We start from the raw sequence: 15,856 nt of genomic DNA on the forward strand, positions 1-15,856 counted from the left end.
GAGCCTCAGCTCTGGCTCCACTTCTGGTTGTCACCCGTACCGCAGGCCCACAGCACCAGCTGCGTGCCGTTGGCCGTTGCCGCGCCGTACGCGTCCAGGCAGAGGCCCGCGTTGACGTTCGTGATCGTGCCGTCGGTGTTGACGTTCCACTTCTGGTTGTTGCCGCCGTGGCAGTCCCAGATGATGACCTTCGTGCCGTTGGTCGTGCCGCTGTCGTTGGCGTCCAGGCACTTGTTGCCGTACACCACGAGTTCCTTGCGGGAGGTGTACGTCCACGCCTGGTTCGAGCCGCCGTTGCAGTCCCACAGCTCGGCCTGGGTGCCGTTGGTGATCGTGTTGTTGAAGATGTCCAGGCAGCGCCCGGACTGCTTGCCGACGACCAGGCTGCCGTTCGTACCGGGCACCGGCTGGACGGTCAGCGTGCCCAGGGTCGGGCCGTTGGTGACGGCGAGCGTGTTGGCCGCGCCCTTGGAGAGGGCGACCTGGACGGAGATCGTGCCCGGGGTGGCGCCGGTCGGCGGGAACGACACGGTGGTGGCCGTCTGGCCGTTGACCTTGAGGGTCGCCGTACGGGCGGTGCTCGTGTTGTTCGTGTACGTGAAGTCGGCGACCGCGACACCCGTGTTCGCCGCGTTCACGCCGGTGTAGCGGGCGGACGAGTCGGGCTCGTACGCGCTGCTCGCCGCCTCCGTGGCGCCGCTGATCGTCCGCATGACCGAGCCGCCGGCCGGGACGCTGACGGTGTAACTCGTGCCGTACGAGCCGACGTTGGCGCGGGCCCACGGGTCACGGACGGTCGCGTTGGCGCCCGTCAGGCCGAGGTCGGACCAGCGCACGGTCATGTTCTGGGCGGAGGAAGTGCGGTTGAGCAGGACGACGGCACGGTTGCCGGTGCCGGACAGGACCTTGCCGTACACCTGGAGTCCGGTGGTGTCCTCGGCGACCTTGACGCCCTGGAGGCCGCGTGCGTCCTGGTCGACGGCGACGATCTCGGGGTTCTTGAGGATGTTCGCGGTCTCGGTGGTCATGGTGGCCAGGTTGTTGCCGGCCAGGAGCGGGGCGCCGGAGATGGCCCACAGGTCCATGTGGGTGCGGTTCTGGGCGGCGGTGAAGCCGTCCATGCCGACCATCAGCATGTCGGGGTCGTTGTAGTAGCCGGTGTGCTGGGCGGTGGGGTGGACGTTCCTGTCGTAGTTCATCAACAGGTTGGTCATCGAGGGCTTGTTGCCGTAGATGATGATGTCGTCGTTGGTCCGCCACATCGCGCCCTGGCCCGGGGCCCAGTTCCACGGGTTCTGCCGGCCCCAGTTGCACAGGGACAGGGTCATCGGGCGGCCGGTGGCGGCGGTGGCCTTGGTGATCGCGTCGCTGATGGCCTGGTAGGTCGTCGCCGCGTCGAGGCCCTCGGCGTCGCCGCCGCACCAGTCGACCTTCACGAAGTCGAAGCCCCACTGCGAGAACTGGAGCATGTCCTGGTCGTAGTGGCCCTCGCTGCCGGAGCCGGGGGCGGCGGGGCGGCCGGTCGGGTAGTAGTAGCCGCAGCCGTCCTTGCCCGCGTCGGTGTAGATGCCGGCCTTCAGGCCCTTGCTGTGGATGTAGTCGGCGATGGCCTTCATGCCGCCGGGCCACTCGGACTCGTCGATCGTGATGTTCCCGGCGCTGTCCCGGGTGCCCTGCCACCAGCCCTCGTCGATGTTGACGTAGTCGTAGCCGGCCGCGGGCAGGCCGGACGCGACGAAGGCGTCGACCTGGCCCTTGATCACGTTGTAGTCGATCTTCGCGGCGAAACTGTTCCAGGAGGCCCAGCCCATGGGGGCGGCGGGGACCGGTATCTGACGGGTGGAGGCGGCGACCGGGGCGCTGTTGTCGAGGGGGGTCGTTTCTTCGGCCTGGGGCTGGGCGAAGAGGAGGGCGGCGGTCGCCGCGGTCGTGAGGGCGAGGGTGCGGATGGCGGTGCGTCTCACGAGGGACGGGCGCGGCGGGGGGTACATGCGGCTCCTTGCCGGGGGCGCGGCGGTGCGATTCCCGGAGTCTTTGGTCGGTATGTCGAACTGCGATCGGCGAACCGAACGGGGGGGCGCGCTGAAATTAGAGCGGTGAGGGGTTTAAGTCAACGGGTGTGGCAGAGGTTGTTTTCCCAACGGGGTTACTGGGGTGGGGGATTGGGTGGGTTGAGGGGTGCGGAGGGGGGTTTGGGTGGGCGCCTGGGGGGGGTGGGGGTTCGGTGTGGTGGCGAGTGCGGGTGCGTGGGGGCTTGTCGCGCAGTTCCCCGCGCCCCCAAAACCATCGGTGCGGGTGTGTGGGGGCTTGTCGCGCAGTTCCCCGCGCCCCCAGAACGATGAGTGCGGGTGTGTGGGGGCTTGTCGCGCAGTTCCCCGCGCCCCCAAAACCATCGGTGCGGGTGTGTGGGGGCTTGTCGCGCCGTTCCCCGCGCCCCTGTCGGGGCGCGTCAGTTGGTCTGGGGTGTGGGGTAGAGGTGGGTCGGGTCGGCTGACAGGGCTGTTTTTACGTAGTGGCTGGGGGCGTCTACCAGTACCTCGATGGCGTCTTTCTGGACGCCGTCGAGGGTGGCTTGGGCCACGTTCGTCGGGTCGATCTTGGGGGCGTCGCGGCCCGCCATCATGTCGGTGTCCGCGGCACCCAGATGGACACCCTGGACGAGGGTTTTCTGGTCGGCGAGTTCGACGCGTACCGCGTTGGTCATGTTCCACTCCGCGGCCTTGGCCACCGAGTACGAACCCGACCCCTCGGCCGTGGCCACCCAGGACAGCACGGAGAGGATGTTGACGATCGCGCCGCCGCCGTTGGCGGCCAGGGCCGGCGCGAAGGCGCGGATGACCCTCAGGGTGCCGAAGAGGTGCGTTTCCAGGTCCTGCCGTACCAGGTCCAGGTCACTGGTCATGAGGTCGGCGCCGGTGGCGATGCCGGCGTTGTTGACCAGCAGCGTGACGTCCGGTGCCGACGCGGCCGCCTGTGCGATCGATTCCTCGTCCAGCAGGTCCAGGTGGAGCGGTACGACCCGGGGGTCCCGGATGTCGATCGACTCCGGGCGGCGGGCGGACGCGTAGACCTTCACGGCCCCGCGCTCCAGCAGTTGCTCGACGAAGCGTCGGCCTATCCCGCGGTTGGCCCCGGTCACGAGTGCGGTGGAACCGGCGATGTCCATGGTCGTTCCCTTCCCGGGCGGGCGTACGGTTCGGTCCCGCTCCAGGTCGCCTACGCTAAAACCTCACGTCGGCGTGAAGTGCAAGTCGGCGGGGCGTGACAGCGCCAACAGGAAGGGCTGCGATGCGAATTGGTGAACTGGCCGAACGGGCCGGCGTCAGCACGCGGGCCCTGCGCTACTACGAGGAACAGCTGCTGCTCAGTCCCGAGCGCACGTCCGGCGGCCACCGCGTCTACCCCGAGACGGCTGTCGACCGGGTGAAGATCATCCAGCAGCTCTACACCGCAGGACTCGGCAGCCGCCTGATCGCCGACCTCCTGCCCGCCATCGAAGCCCGCTCGATGGGCCCCGAACTGCTGGACCGCCTGTCCGACGAGCACGCCCGCATCGAAGCGAGGGCCGCCGAGTTGCGCACGGCGGGGCGCAGGCTGGCGGTACTGATCGGCCTTGCCGCCGACCCCGACACGGCAGCCTGCCGGACTTCACTCGACCCGGGTTCGGAGTGAGGAAGGGAGTTTGCCTCGCAGGGGGTGGATCTCCCTCAGGCGCCGGTCACTTGTGGGCGGCGCATCAGGAAGGCCGCTCCCGCGCCCGCGCCGAAGAGGGCCGCCACGGATACGCCCGTCGCCAGCCAGGTCGCGCCCATCAACTGGCCGCCGAAGTAGCCGAGGGCGACGCTGTACGCGGCCCAGGCCAGGCCGGCCACGATGGACCACGGGAGGAACTCGCCGACCCGGCGGTGGGCGGCGCCCGCGCCGAGGGAGACGACCGAGCGGCCGGCCGGGGCGAAGCGGGCGACGACGACCAGGATGCCGCCGCTGTGCGCGAGGGCCTGGCCGAGACGTTCCTGCGCGTTCGTCAGGCGCCGGGAGCGGGCGATCGCGCGGTCCAGACGGGCCCCGCCGTGCCAGGCCAGCCGGTAGGCGACCAGGTCGCCGAGGACCGACGCCGTGGCCGCGCACAGGGTGAGCGCGAGGATGTCGGGGACCTCCTGCGGCACTTGGCCGGTGGCGGCTCCCGTACCGGCGGCGGCCGTGGCGGCCGTGATGACCAGGACACCGCTCGGCAGCACCGGCACCAGGACGTCGAACAGTACGGACACACCCACCAGGGCGTAGATCCACGGGGTCCCGGTCAGTGACCCCACACTCTCAAGCACCGCAGACTCCCCGAAACTCCCCCGTCGGCCCGATCCGTGCCGCTACCTCGCGGGGGAGCGCACGGGCGGCCTGTGACAGCCATACAGCGTACGCGGGGGGTCTGACACGAGATCCACGGGGGGCGCATGTGTTCGGCACACGATGTTCACCCTGACGTACGCCGGTGCCCGTCCCCCGGGGCGGCGGGACGGGCACCTATGTAGGACGGATCAGACGGTCACCGGGGAGTTCTTGTCCGTCTGCTCGGCCGAGCCCTTCGTCGCGTTCGACCTCGACGAGCGCCTCGCGAGGAACCGGTCTACGCCGAAGGCGCCGGAGCCGGTGAAGACGAGCAGGAAGAAGGCCCAGCAGAAGGCGGCGGCCAGTTCGCCCTGGTTCTGGATCGGCATGAGGGCGTTGGGCTGGTGGACGTCGAAATACGCGTACGCCATCGCGCCCGACGCGATGAACGAGGCTGCGCGGGTGCCGAGGCCCAGCAGGACCAGGGTGCCGCCGACCAGCTCGATCACGGCCGCGTACCAGCCGGGCCAGGTGCCGGCCGCCACCGCCGGCTCGTCGCCGAGGACACCGAACAGTGAGCGGGCGCCGTGGCAGGCGAAGAGCAGGCCGACCACGATCCGGAACAGGCCGATGGCGTAGGGCTGGGCGTTGTTGAGGCGAGCGGACATGTGGGGGTTGTCTCCTTCGGTCGGGGATCGTTCCGTCCGAGGGCTCAGCTCAGGCTCAGTTACAGGCTCAGGTCTCAGGTTCCAGGCCTCAGTTCTCGGGATGTGGGCCGAGGCTGAGTGGCGAGGACGGATCGGTCCGGTGGGGGCGGAACCGAGCGGGTAATCCACCGTAGGGCGGCCTGATCAATGATTGCAAGTTCAACATTTGGCCATCGCTTTTCCTCCTCATGACCTTTCGGCCACCCCTCCTCTTCGCTGATCGCCGCACGTGAAACCGCTGTCGGAGCCATCCGCAGCACCGCCCGCGCCATCGCATCCGCGTCCGAAAGTGTGACCGAATCCACGCCGGGGCGGACCCCGGCTGCCGTCACCCAGTGCACGCCCTCCGTGGGGACACCGAACGCCAACCGCCCTGCCTGTGCCAGACCTTGACGGTTCATCAGAAAATACGGGCGCGGGGTCACATCCAGTCCGCCGGTCTCGTAACCGTCGATCACATGGGGCCGCGCCCCGCCGGAACGCAGCAACTGGGCGAGGAGCGGATCGGCCGTACGGCGGAGGTCGGGCTCCGGCAGCCGCGCCTCGATCAGCGCGGTCACGCGTACGGCCGAGCCCGGCACGTCGGGGGAGTGCGCCACCCAGGCCCCCTCCGCCGCCCTCACCTCGAGGCGGGGCCCGAGCACCTCCACCACACCCGCCGACACCAGCGCCGCCAACTCCTCGACGCGTCGCCGGGGCGGGCCGATGGAGAGGAAGGCGTTGAGCGGGGTGTACCAGCGGTCCAGGTGGTCCCGGCGGGAGTCGCCCGGCAGCCCGCTGTGGTCCACGATCAGCCGCAACTCGTTGCGCAGGTCGCGCAGCACGTCCTGGGCCGCCTTCACCGGCCCGTCGACATTGCCGAGGGACGCCTGGGCGACGTCCTCGCGGAGATGCGCGAGCAGCCAGGGCCGCCAGGCGTCGGCATCGGGGAAGACCTGTCCGGCGTACGGCCGCGACATCCGCTCCCAGGACCAGCGTTCGGCCTGCGGGATGCCGAACTCGTCGAGTACGGCAGCCTCTTGAGGTGCGTGGTGCGGGACGGCGAGGAATCGGTCCCGGAAGCCCGCGAGCGGACGATCCGTCAATTCTCGTGCCCTCAGCAGGGTTTCGTAGTAGACCGTCTCGACCTCCTTCGCCACCAGCGGCCATATCTCCGCCCGGAAGTCGGGCGGCTCGCCCGAGTCGGCGCGCTTGCGGAAGCCGGCGATCACCTCGTCGGTGAGGACGAGCGGGGTGTGTCTGCCGTACGGGCCCTTCGCGTTGTCGCCGCGCGCCTGGTACGGGACACCGCGCCGTGAACCGGCGTAGACACGTGGCTCGCGTCCTGAGGGCACGTACCGCAGCCCGCCCTCGGGACGGTGAACGAACCGGCCGCCGCGGCCCGTTGTCAGGAGGGTCAGATGGTCGAAGAAATTGAGGCCGAGGCCACGCAGCAGGACCGGTTCACCGGGCGCGAGCGGCGAGAGGTCCACGTCGGCCGGGTTGGCGGGCGGGACATGGCGCAGGCCGTGGTGGGCGGCGTACGAGGTGAGGTGGCGTTGTTCGTCGTCCGGGACCAGGGGAAGGTGGCCCTGGGCGAGGACGACGGCGGACAGGCCCGACAGGACGCGACCGCCCGCGAGGGTGAGGGTCTGGCTGCCGTCGGGGGCCTCGTCGAGGCGGATCGCGCGTGTGCGGTGCGTCTCCACGCGTACGGCGGCGGGCGCCTCGCGCACGACCTTCGCGAACACCCACTCCAGGTAACGCCCGTAGTGGGCGCGGGTCGGATAGTCGTCCGGCCCCAACTCGCCTTCCGTGTACGGGGTTTCGCGCGACCACTCGTACAGGCTCGGGCCCGGGCGGATCGGGCCCGAGCAGTCCACGCTGGCGTCGGTGAAGAGGGTCACCTGCGAGGCCACGGTGTTCATCAGCAGCCGGGGTGACTGCGAGGTGCGCCAGACCTGACCGGCGCCCGGCGGCTCGGGGTCGACGACATGGACGGTCAACAGGGCCCCGGGCGGCAGGAGTTCGGGTGCGGAGGCGCAGAGGCGTTCCAGCACGCTGGTGCCACGCGGACCGGCCCCGACCAAGGCGACGGACAGGCCGACGGACAGGGTGACAGGAGGGGAGAAGGGGGCGGGGAAGGTGGTCCTGGGGGGCTCGTCGGGTGCTGGGGGCAAGGGGGAACTCCCGGGCGTGTGGGGCGCGTTGGAAGGAGCACCGCCCACCGGAAGCGGACGGTCCGCCTCATCATGCCGCCGGTGACCACCCGGGCCGGGCACCGGGGACGTGGGTCGCCGCCGGTGTGGGATGCCTCACGCGCTCAGCTCGGACTCCATGACCGTCTCCAGCCGCGCGCCCACGCCCTTCTCACCGAGGGCCCGGTCGAGCCGCAGCCGGGCCGAACGGCCCCGCACGGTCAGGGTCATCAGCATGTTCCCGAACCAGGGACCGCCAGTTCTGCGCCAGGAGACCGGTGGCCGCGGAACCCGCCCGTGCCGGGCGAAACGCCGGCCCAGCGCACGGCCGAGACCGCTCCAGCCCAGCCGGAAGCCGACCTTGATGTAGAGGGGGATGGCGTTGTGGACGGGGGAGCAGGTCAGCTGGAGGACGCGCGCGTCCGGGCGGGAGGCCTCGGGCCAGGCGGGCTCGGCCGAGTAGGCGTGGTGGACGTCCCCCGACAGGACCAGCACCGTCGCCGGGGCGTCGGGGCCAGAACCGGCCTCCGCGATCAGATCGGCCAGGGCGGTGAAGGAGGCGGTGAACGCCGCCCAGTGTTCGAGGTCCGCCGCCCGGCGCAGTTTCTCCCCGAACCGGGCCCAGCGCGCGCCTCGTTCGCCCCGGCACAGGGCCTCGTCCCACGCCTCGGCGTCGTGCACGAGGTGCGGCAGCAGCCAGGGAAGCGAGGTGCCGATGAGCAGATGGTCGTACGAGCCGGGGTCGCTCAGCGCCTGTTCCCGCACCCAGGCCTCCTCGCCCGGGTCCAGCATCGCCCGCTGGTCCTCCTCCAGGACCCGGGCCGCCCTGCTGTCCACCATCAGCAGGCGTACGCGGCCGAAGTCGCGCCGGTAGCTCCAGCGGACCGAGGCGGGGTCGACGTCAGCCCGGGCGGCGAAGGCGCGCAGGACGTCCGTACCGTCGGGGCTCTCGCGTACGGCCGCGTACAGCGGGTCGGCGGCGAGTTCGGCCGGGGTGAGGTTGCCCAGGTGCTGGTGGACCCAGTACGACATCAGGCCGCTCAGCAGGCGCTCGCGCCACCAGGGGGTCTCCCGCATGTCGGCCAGCCAGGCGGCGCTGGTGTTCCAGTCGTCGATGACGTCGTGATCGTCGAAGATCATGCAGCTGGGGACGGTGGAGAGCAGCCAGCGGACGTCGGGGTCGAGCCAGGACTCGTAATAGAGGTGGGTGTACTCCTCGTAGTCCGCGACCTCGGCGCCCGGCGGTTCGGACAGGTCCCGGCGGGCGGCCAGCCAGTCGCGGGTGTCGTGGGAGACCTCGTCGGCGTACACCTGGTCGCCCAGCAGGAGGAGTACGTCCGGGCGCTCGCCCGCGGGGTCGGCCGCCATGCGCGCGGCCAGGGTGTCCAGGGCGTCCGCGCCCACCGGGTCCTTCTCGCCCGCGGCCGGCGCCGCCCAGCGGCAGGACCCGAAGGCCACGCGGAAGGCCTCGCCCTCCTCCCCGCGCTCTCCGTCGTCGGCGGTGCGGATGACGGAGGGCGGGAAGGGCGAGTCGGGCAGCGGCCACACCCGGACGCCGTCCAGGAGCACCTCGTACGCGGTCGTCGTGCCCGGTGCGAGGCCCGTGACCGGGATCAGCGCGTAGTGGTGGCCCGCGACCTGGAAGGTGCGGGCCTCGCCGCCGGCCCCGTCCGCGCAGCGCGCCTCGGCCGTGCACGGACGGCTCGCCTCGACCCAGATGGTCGCGGACGAACCGTCGGCGTACCTCAGCAGCGGTCCCAGGCGAAGTGTCGTCATGTGATCACCCTCCTCCGTCGCACCGTACGGTACGGACGCCGGAGGAGGCGGGGGAGGTTTTGCACATGACGTGTTCGCATGGCGCGTTCGCATGGCGCGTTCGTATGGCGCTTTCGCGTGATGCGTTCGCGTGATGCGTTCGACCGGCGGTCGGTCCGTAGCGGGCCGACCGCCGGTCAGTGGCCGAGCGACTGGTCAGCAGCTGGTCAGCAGCCGGCCAGGTAGCTCGTGAGCGCGCTCTTCTCGGCCGAGTCGACCGAGAGGTCGTAGTAGTACTTCACCTGGACCCAGGCGCGGACATAGGTGCAGCGGTACGAGGTGACCGACGGCATCCACTCGGCCGGGTCCTGGTCGCTCTTGGACTGGTTCACGTTGTCCGTGACGGCGATGAGCTGCGGCCGGGTGACGTCGTTGGCGAAGGCCTGGCGCTGGGCGGTGGTCCAGGCGCTGGCACCGGAGTCCCAGGCCTCGGCGAGCGGGACCAGGTGGTCGATGTCGAGGTCGGAGGCGGCGGTCCAGGTGGCGCCGTCGTACGGGGAGTACCAGCTGCCGCTGGTGGCGGTGCAGGCGGAGTTGGTGACGACGTTGGAGCCGTCGCGCTTGAGGATGTACTCACGCGTGTTGCACGTACCGCTGATCGTGATCCAGGTGGGGAACAGGTCGCGGTCGTAGCCCGTACGGTTCTCGGTCGCGACGGTGAGCGAGGCGAGGTAGGTGCGGGCGGTGGCCGCGCTGATCGGGGTGGGGAGAGCGGCGGAGGCGGTCGGACCGTTGAAAAGGCCGACCGAGGCTATGAGGCCGGTGAACGCGGCGAGTATGCTGAGTCGTCGACGCGCGTAGAACTTCGGCATGCGAACTCCCTCGGGGGATGGGGGTGTTGAGCGCGAGCGAGTGAATGCTTGCGTCGGTTGGTTGCCGTGAGATGTGCGATCGGTAAGAAGTTAGTGACGTGGGCATGACATAACAACCCTCTGGACCGTGCGGAGTGTGTTTGCTGTGTCGGTTATCGTGGACGGCGCAGAAGGGGAGTAGCTCTTCGCCGGACCGTCGACATACTGCTCAGCTCGTCTGAGCCGGCGCCCGGAGGCAGGTCACCTGTGACCGGCCAGCGAGACCTTCGGCCAGTAGTGCACCCGCTGTGCGCTGCCGTGCCGAAGTGTGTCGCCCGGCGGTAACACTCTCGGTGGGGCAGCGCCTACCGATTGAGGAACCTTGATCAGCTTCACCGTGACAGCGCTCGTCTTCGGCGTCGTCTTCCTCGCCGAACTCCCGGACAAGACGGCACTCGCCGGGCTCGTCCTCGGCACCCGCTACCGCGCTTCGTACGTGTTCGCAGGCGTCGCCGCCGCGTTCGCGCTGCATGTCGTGCTCGCGGTGGCCGCGGGGAGTGTCCTCACCCTTCTGCCGCGGCAGATCGTGCACGCGCTGACCGGCGTGCTGTTCCTGGGCGGCGCCGCCGTGCTGCTGATGAAGAAGGGCGAGGGCGAGGCGGAGGTCCGGCGGCCCGAGGACCAGTCCTTCTGGAAGGTCGCGGGGGCGGGCTTCATGCTGATCCTGGTCGCCGAGTTCGGCGATCTCACGCAGATCATGACGGCCAACCTCGCTGCCCGCTACGACGATCCGCTCTCCGTCGGCCTCGGCGCGGTGCTCGCGCTGTGGGCGGTGGCCGGGCTGGGGATCGTGGGTGGGCGGGCGCTGATGAAGCGGGTGCCGCTGGATCTGATCACCAAGGTCGCGGCGGTGCTGATGCTGGGGCTGGGGGTGTGGAGTCTTTGGGAGGCGGTGACGGGGTAGGGGAGGTGGGCGGGAACTTCGCCGACCTGGCGGCACGCCGGGGATCGGGAGGGCGGGAGGTGGCCGGTCGGTGCCGGTCGGTGAACGGTTGCCGAAGGTGGTAGCGGGAAGCGCCGATTCTTTTGTACCGTGTAGGAACAAAGTGGCTCCCGCCCGTTTTCCCTGACCGGCGGGCGGGGCCGCCTTGGTTTCCCGTACCTGTGTCCTGTGCACCCGTGTCCTGTGTACCCGTGTCCTGGAGCCTGTAGATGACGGTCCCCGCCGTACTCACCGCCCGTGCCCTTCTCCTCGACATGGACGGCACCCTCGTCAACTCGGACGCCGTCGTCGAGCGCGTCTGGCGGCGCTGGGCCGACCGGCACGGGCTGGACGGCGACGAGGTCATGAAGGTGGTGCACGGCCGGCAGGGGTACGCCTCCATGGCTGTGCTGCTGCCCGGGCGGCCCATGGAACAGAACTACGCGGACAACGCGCGTCTGCTGGCGGAGGAGACCGCCGATCTGGACGGTGTCGTCGCGATACCGGGCGCGTTGGACTTCCTCGCCTCCCTGCGTGGACTTCCGCACGCCCTGGTGACCTCGGCGGACGTCGCGCTGTCGACCGCGCGGATGGGGGCGGCGGGACTGAGGCTGCCCGACGTGCGCGTCACGGCGGAGTCGGTCGGGGCGAGCAAGCCGGACCCCGAGGGTTTCATGAAGGCGGCGGCCGAACTGGGCGTTGCCCCTGCCGACTGCGTGGTGTTCGAGGACTCCGGCGCCGGAATCTCGGCGGGGCGCGCCGCGGGGATGCGGGTGGTGGGGGTTGGGCCGCGGGCCCACTGGCATCGGCCGGATGTGGTGGTGGGGGATTTGACGGGGGTGCGGGTCGAGGGGGTGGGGGAGGGTGAGATGCGGGTTGTGTTTCCCGCTCGGCCGCCTGTCTCGGCGTGATTGTCAGGCGGACTTGAGCGGTTGCTTCGGCGCGGGCGGCGTCCCAGGCGCGGGGTGGCGCAAGCTGAAACCGAGATGATGCGCAGGCCCCGTTCATACGCCACGGGGGGTGTACGAACGGGGATTACCGGTCTACTCGTCCCGCGTCACGCGGGCATGGTCGGTCACGACTCGGCGGAAGAGGTCGTGTCCGGTGCGGCCGGTGTGACGCAGGCACCAGTCCTGCGCGGTGTCCTGTGCTTCCTGGGAGCCGGACGTCTCATCACAGCCCGGTGCGGTGCAGAAGGCTTCGAAGGTGACTGCGGCTTCCGGCTCGTGTCGGATGGTGTGGGGGACGAAACGCATGACGCTGCGGCTCATGACGCACCTCGTTGTGACGGTTGTTCACCGTGGTTCGGGTGGCGACGCAGCAAGACGACGCAGTCGCTCACCTTGCTCTTGTCCCCGGTGTCTCTCGCCGTCTGCTTGACCTCTTCCAGGCGGGCGCACTCCGTGCAGTCGCTCATACCTGCCTCCGGTCGCTGCGCGTGTTGGCTTCTCTCACTTCCACGGACAGCGCTTCTGCGTCTGTCAGGGGCTCGACGCTTTCCGGGTTGGCTTCCCACTCCTTGCCCCCGCCGACCGGTCGCAGTATGGCGTAGGGGCCGCCCCTGCCCATGTACCGGCCGATCCTCCCCCTGTCGTCCCGAACGAGCCTGCCGATACGGGGCAGTTCGCTGATGCCCGTTCCTTGGTCAATCTCCTGCCGCGTACTGTCTGCCATGGCTGCCTGCCTCTCAGGTGGTCCATGCCCCCGGGCCGTTCGCGCGGTTGCGGGGGTCTGGGCTGTCCGGCGTGTCAAAGGTGCCGTCTGAAAAGGTTCAATCGCACAGGCCAGTTGAGGGAACAGCGAACGGGGAACCCCGCAAGGGCTTTTGGGGAACCCCCTTGAACGCCGGCACTACCCTGGGAAGAGATCACTTCCGTGCCTGCAAGGTGGTAGCGCCCATGGACGATCGCGAGACACGACGCAGCGGCTACTCGCTGACGATCCCCAACGCGCTGCTACAGAGCGATGCGATGCGCGGAGCCTGCGCCACCCGTGACTTTCAGGAGATCTTCCGTCTCGTCAACAGACGCACGGGCTCCAGTTACGCAGTTATGGCTGCCGCAGTCGGCAAGATGACCAGTGCACGCGTGAGTGACGTAATCCGTGGTGTACGGAGAATTCGCGGACAGGAAGTGATCGAGCGGGTAGCTGACGGATTCGGTATCCCCGGCGAAATGCTTGGGTTACCTCAACGGCTGTGGGAGGGTTCCCCGGAAAGGGTCCACGTGCCGCAATCTCCGGTTCTTGCTGCTGCTCATTCCGATGTTCTTCTGGTCTCGCTGTGGATTGAGGGGAGGGAACAGATCGTGCCCATCAGTCGGCGCACCCTGATTACGGGTGCGGTAGGCGCTGCGCTGCGATCAGCAGATCTCTCGCGATCCCCAGTGCCTACTAAAGAATCCACTCCAGTTTCTACAAGATTGCCGAAGCTCGATCCAACCCGCATCGAAGCAGCGACAGAGCATCTCCGAGACATGTGGCATTCTCTTGTCCGGGCTGACAACCTCTTCGGACCACGGCACGCTCTCACGTCAGTGCGTGAACAAGTGGGCATCCTCGAATCACTTCTGGAGTACGCCAGAAGTGCGCAGCGCTCCGAATTGCTGAGACTTGCCGCCCAGTATGCCGAGTCAGCCGCATGGCTGCATGAAGACTCGGCAGATATGCGCAACGCCGAAAAGTGGACCAGCCGGGCCATGGAATGGGCTACCGAGTCCGGCGACCAAGCCATGGTGACGTGGACGCTTTTCCGCAAAAGCCAGCAGGCCACCACGAATAAGAATGCGGCACAAGCCATCAGCCTTGCTCAGGCTGCCCAGCAAAATAGCTCTGTCCTCACGCGTCCCATGCGAGCGGCTGCCATGCAGCAGGAAGCACACGGCTACGCATTGGATGCAGACGAGGTTTCCTGCCATACCCGTCTGGACGATGCCCATGAATTCGCGGCATCGCCGAATACGAAGGGAGACGCTCGCACTGGGCACGGAGATTTCTGTACGGCAAGTTACCTCGAAATTCAGCGCGCTAATTGCTGGCTCAGTCTCGGGCGGCCTGATCTGGCCGTCCCGCTTTTCGAAACCGCGCTCGACGAGCTTCCCGGTGCCTACCAGCGTGACCGAGGTCTGGCGCAGGCGCGCCTGGCACTCGCATACGCTGGAATGCGAGAGTACGACTCGGCGGCAGCGCAAGCCACCTCCGCGCTGAGCATCGCTCGCAGTTCCGGATCGCTGCGTACGTTGCACGAGACCGTGTATGCAGTCAACGCGCTCGGGCGAGGCCATACATCGCAGGCAGTTTCTCAACTGTTCGACGCCATTAAGGAAGAGGGGAATTTCTGACGTGGCGAATGCGCACGAGTACGAAGTGGCTGCCATGCGTCGGGCGATCGCGATTTCAGCCCAGGGGATGGGCTCGACCAGCCCGAACCCGCCGGTCGGGTGCGTCATTCTCGACAGCGAGGGGCGAACAGTTGGCGAGGGCTATCACGTCCGCAAGGGTGAATCGCATGCGGAAGTCAATGCGCTTAGCGCTGCCGGAGACCGGGCAGAGGGCGGAACGGCTGTCGTAACTCTGGAGCCGTGCAATCACTACGGACGTACACCACCGTGCCGTGAAGCTTTGATCAATGCGAACGTGGCGAGGGTGCTCATTGCTGTAATGGACCCAACGTCCCGCGGTGAAGGTGGGGCAGCGCTCCTACGGAGAGCTGGAATAGAAGTCGAACAGGGTTTCCTGAAAGATGAGGCACTTCTCGTTCTGGGTCCGTGGCAATCTTCCTTGAATCATGGCCGACCATTCATTACATGGATCTATGAAGCTGGTATGGACGGGAACCCAAATGGAGATTCCGGGCGGGGAATCTACCGTGGTGAAGTGGATTCGCTCCGAGGTTCGTATGATCTCGTGATTGACCAGGAAGGTGGCATTGAAGAAGGAGAATCGGGGAGGCATGGCAACGACGTATTTCAGCTTCCGCACGGAGTGTTGAGTAGTGATGCCGATGAGATAGTAAAAGCGCTCGGTGGGGCAGGGGCTCGATCCGTGCTGCTATCCGGTGTAGCCAATCGATTTTCTCTGATCGCTTCGGCCGGAATGGTGGATCAAGTGATCTCCTACCTGCCGCGAACCCCACCCTCTTGGTCGCCCGGTAAGGATTTCGGCAGGGTCGCCGCAATTCCGGACGGATATCGATTGGTCGGGCTTACCCGGACGGAATCGCATGTCCGCGTTGCAGGATCTAGAACTAGTGATTTCTATTGCTCCAGCCGTAAATCGTGACCTTGTCGGTGTGTCGTATGTCGTGTGTAAAGCTAACGTCCCAAGGATGAGATCCGTGCCGCCGCTGGACTCATTCGAAAAGGACTGCCTCGCTGCCCCAGTGCGTCTGCGCGAGGCTCGGCGGTTACTTGAGAGGCCTGGTCGCGCGCACGTCAGTTGGTGATGAGGTTCTTGGCGAGCATGCTGCGGGCGGAGGAGATGACGGCTTCTTCGGGCGACCGGGGTTGCCAGCCCAATACGCGACGGGCCCGGTCGTCCGACACCTTCTTGACGTAGTTGAGGTCTGCTGCGACCGGCCGGAATTCCGCGGAGAAGACTGCCGCCAGCCGGACCACCGTGTTGGCGATGGTGCGGGTCGGCACGCGGTGGGCGGCGTCGCCGAGATGCGATCGCAGGATCGATCCGATCTGATGCATGGACAGCGCCGGTCCGTCGGCCAGCAGGATCCGCTGACCGGCGGCAGTGGGGCTGGTCATGGCTGCGACGTGAGCCTGGGCCACGTCACGGACGTCGACGATGGGGACCCACATGTTCGGGTAGCCCGGCATGTCGCCGTTGAGGCTGCGCTGCACGATGTGGCCGGCGCCCGAGATCTGCGTGCCCAGCACGGGGCACAGGACCGCGACCGGTAGCACCGCGACGAGCTCCATGGTGCCGGCCTGCGCGGCCGCGAAGTCCCAGGCGTCGCGCTCCGCCAGGATCTTGCTCTTGCCGTAGGCGTCCACGCCCGGTCCGTTGAGCACCGACCAGTCGTCTTCGGTGAACGTGCGGTCAGTGTGC

The 15,856-nt window shown here is 68.2% G+C and carries 15 protein-coding genes; 5 read left to right on the top strand and 10 right to left on the bottom strand.

Annotated features, from left to right (window positions below):
• Positions 1–5: 5 nt before the first annotated feature.
• Both ABZ855_RS04880 and ABZ855_RS04885 read right to left on the bottom strand, forming a co-directional pair.
• Complete coding sequence (locus ABZ855_RS04880) at positions 6–1,991, bottom strand: RICIN domain-containing protein (protein WP_360800932.1); 1,986 nt, start codon at positions 1,989–1,991, stop codon at positions 6–8.
• Between the two features lie 458 nt (positions 1,992–2,449).
• Complete coding sequence (locus ABZ855_RS04885; protein ID WP_360800935.1) at positions 2,450–3,166, bottom strand: SDR family oxidoreductase; 717 nt, start codon at positions 3,164–3,166, stop codon at positions 2,450–2,452.
• Between the two features lie 122 nt (positions 3,167–3,288).
• On the opposite strand from ABZ855_RS04885, the gene ABZ855_RS04890 reads away from it, so the two are divergent.
• Entirely contained in the window at positions 3,289–3,672 is a 384-nt protein-coding gene (locus ABZ855_RS04890; RefSeq protein WP_360800938.1) for a MerR family transcriptional regulator, read from the top strand.
• Positions 3,673–3,707: 35 nt separating this feature from the next.
• Here the strand turns inward: ABZ855_RS04890 and ABZ855_RS04895 are convergent, their stop codons facing one another.
• The 5 genes from ABZ855_RS04895 to ABZ855_RS04915 form a co-directional block, all read right to left on the bottom strand.
• Entirely contained in the window at positions 3,708–4,325 is a 618-nt protein-coding gene (locus ABZ855_RS04895) for a VTT domain-containing protein (RefSeq protein ID WP_360800942.1), read from the bottom strand.
• A 210-nt stretch (positions 4,326–4,535) separates the two neighbouring features.
• Positions 4,536–4,994: a DoxX family protein gene (locus ABZ855_RS04900; protein ID WP_360800945.1), complete on the bottom strand. Its 459-nt coding sequence runs from the start codon at positions 4,992–4,994 to the stop codon at positions 4,536–4,538.
• A gap of 74 nt (positions 4,995–5,068) precedes the next feature.
• Complete coding sequence (locus ABZ855_RS04905) at positions 5,069–7,114, bottom strand: FAD/NAD(P)-binding protein (protein WP_360801157.1); 2,046 nt, start codon at positions 7,112–7,114, stop codon at positions 5,069–5,071.
• Between the two features lie 213 nt (positions 7,115–7,327).
• The gene (locus ABZ855_RS04910) at positions 7,328–8,986 is read right to left on the bottom strand and encodes an alkaline phosphatase D family protein (RefSeq protein WP_360800948.1); all 1,659 of its coding nucleotides are present in this window, start codon (positions 8,984–8,986) and stop codon (positions 7,328–7,330) included.
• Between the two features lie 206 nt (positions 8,987–9,192).
• Entirely contained in the window at positions 9,193–9,837 is a 645-nt protein-coding gene (locus ABZ855_RS04915; RefSeq protein ID WP_360800951.1) for an HNH endonuclease family protein, read from the bottom strand.
• 361 nt (positions 9,838–10,198) lie between these two features.
• On the opposite strand from ABZ855_RS04915, the gene ABZ855_RS04920 reads away from it, so the two are divergent.
• Together ABZ855_RS04920 and ABZ855_RS04925 are read left to right on the top strand one after the other, a co-directional pair.
• Positions 10,199–10,780 carry a TMEM165/GDT1 family protein gene (locus ABZ855_RS04920; RefSeq protein ID WP_360800954.1) on the top strand — a complete coding sequence of 194 codons (582 nt, stop codon included), beginning with the start codon at positions 10,199–10,201 and terminating at the stop codon, positions 10,778–10,780.
• Positions 10,781–11,028: 248 nt separating this feature from the next.
• Positions 11,029–11,709 carry an HAD family hydrolase gene (locus ABZ855_RS04925; RefSeq protein ID WP_360800957.1) on the top strand — a complete coding sequence of 227 codons (681 nt, stop codon included), beginning with the start codon at positions 11,029–11,031 and terminating at the stop codon, positions 11,707–11,709.
• Between the two features lie 132 nt (positions 11,710–11,841).
• Here ABZ855_RS04925 and ABZ855_RS04930 read toward each other — a convergent pair whose 3' ends face one another.
• Together ABZ855_RS04930 and ABZ855_RS04935 are read right to left on the bottom strand one after the other, a co-directional pair.
• A complete protein-coding gene (locus tag ABZ855_RS04930; RefSeq protein WP_360800960.1) occupies positions 11,842–12,069 on the bottom strand; it encodes a hypothetical protein in 228 nt (75 codons plus the stop codon).
• Between the two features lie 142 nt (positions 12,070–12,211).
• Positions 12,212–12,472 (bottom strand): hypothetical protein, encoded by a 261-nt coding sequence (locus tag ABZ855_RS04935; protein ID WP_360800963.1) that lies wholly within the window; start codon positions 12,470–12,472, stop codon positions 12,212–12,214.
• Between the two features lie 224 nt (positions 12,473–12,696).
• Here ABZ855_RS04935 and ABZ855_RS04940 point away from each other — a divergent pair, with 224 nt between their 5' ends.
• On the top strand, positions 12,697–14,136 hold the full coding sequence (locus ABZ855_RS04940; protein ID WP_360800966.1) for a hypothetical protein: 1,440 nt from the start codon (positions 12,697–12,699) through the stop codon (positions 14,134–14,136).
• Position 14,137: 1 nt separating this feature from the next.
• Positions 14,138–15,076 carry a bifunctional diaminohydroxyphosphoribosylaminopyrimidine deaminase/5-amino-6-(5-phosphoribosylamino)uracil reductase RibD gene (gene ribD / locus ABZ855_RS04945; RefSeq protein ID WP_360800969.1) on the top strand — a complete coding sequence of 313 codons (939 nt, stop codon included), beginning with the start codon at positions 14,138–14,140 and terminating at the stop codon, positions 15,074–15,076.
• 152 nt (positions 15,077–15,228) lie between these two features.
• On the opposite strand, the gene ABZ855_RS04950 is transcribed toward ribD, so the two are convergent.
• Complete coding sequence (locus ABZ855_RS04950) at positions 15,229–15,801, bottom strand: hypothetical protein (protein ID WP_360800972.1); 573 nt, start codon at positions 15,799–15,801, stop codon at positions 15,229–15,231.
• Between the last annotated feature and the right edge of the window lie 55 nt (positions 15,802–15,856).

Source organism: Streptomyces sp. NPDC047042, assembly GCF_040644035.1.
GTDB lineage: Bacteria > Actinomycetota > Actinomycetes > Streptomycetales > Streptomycetaceae > Streptomyces.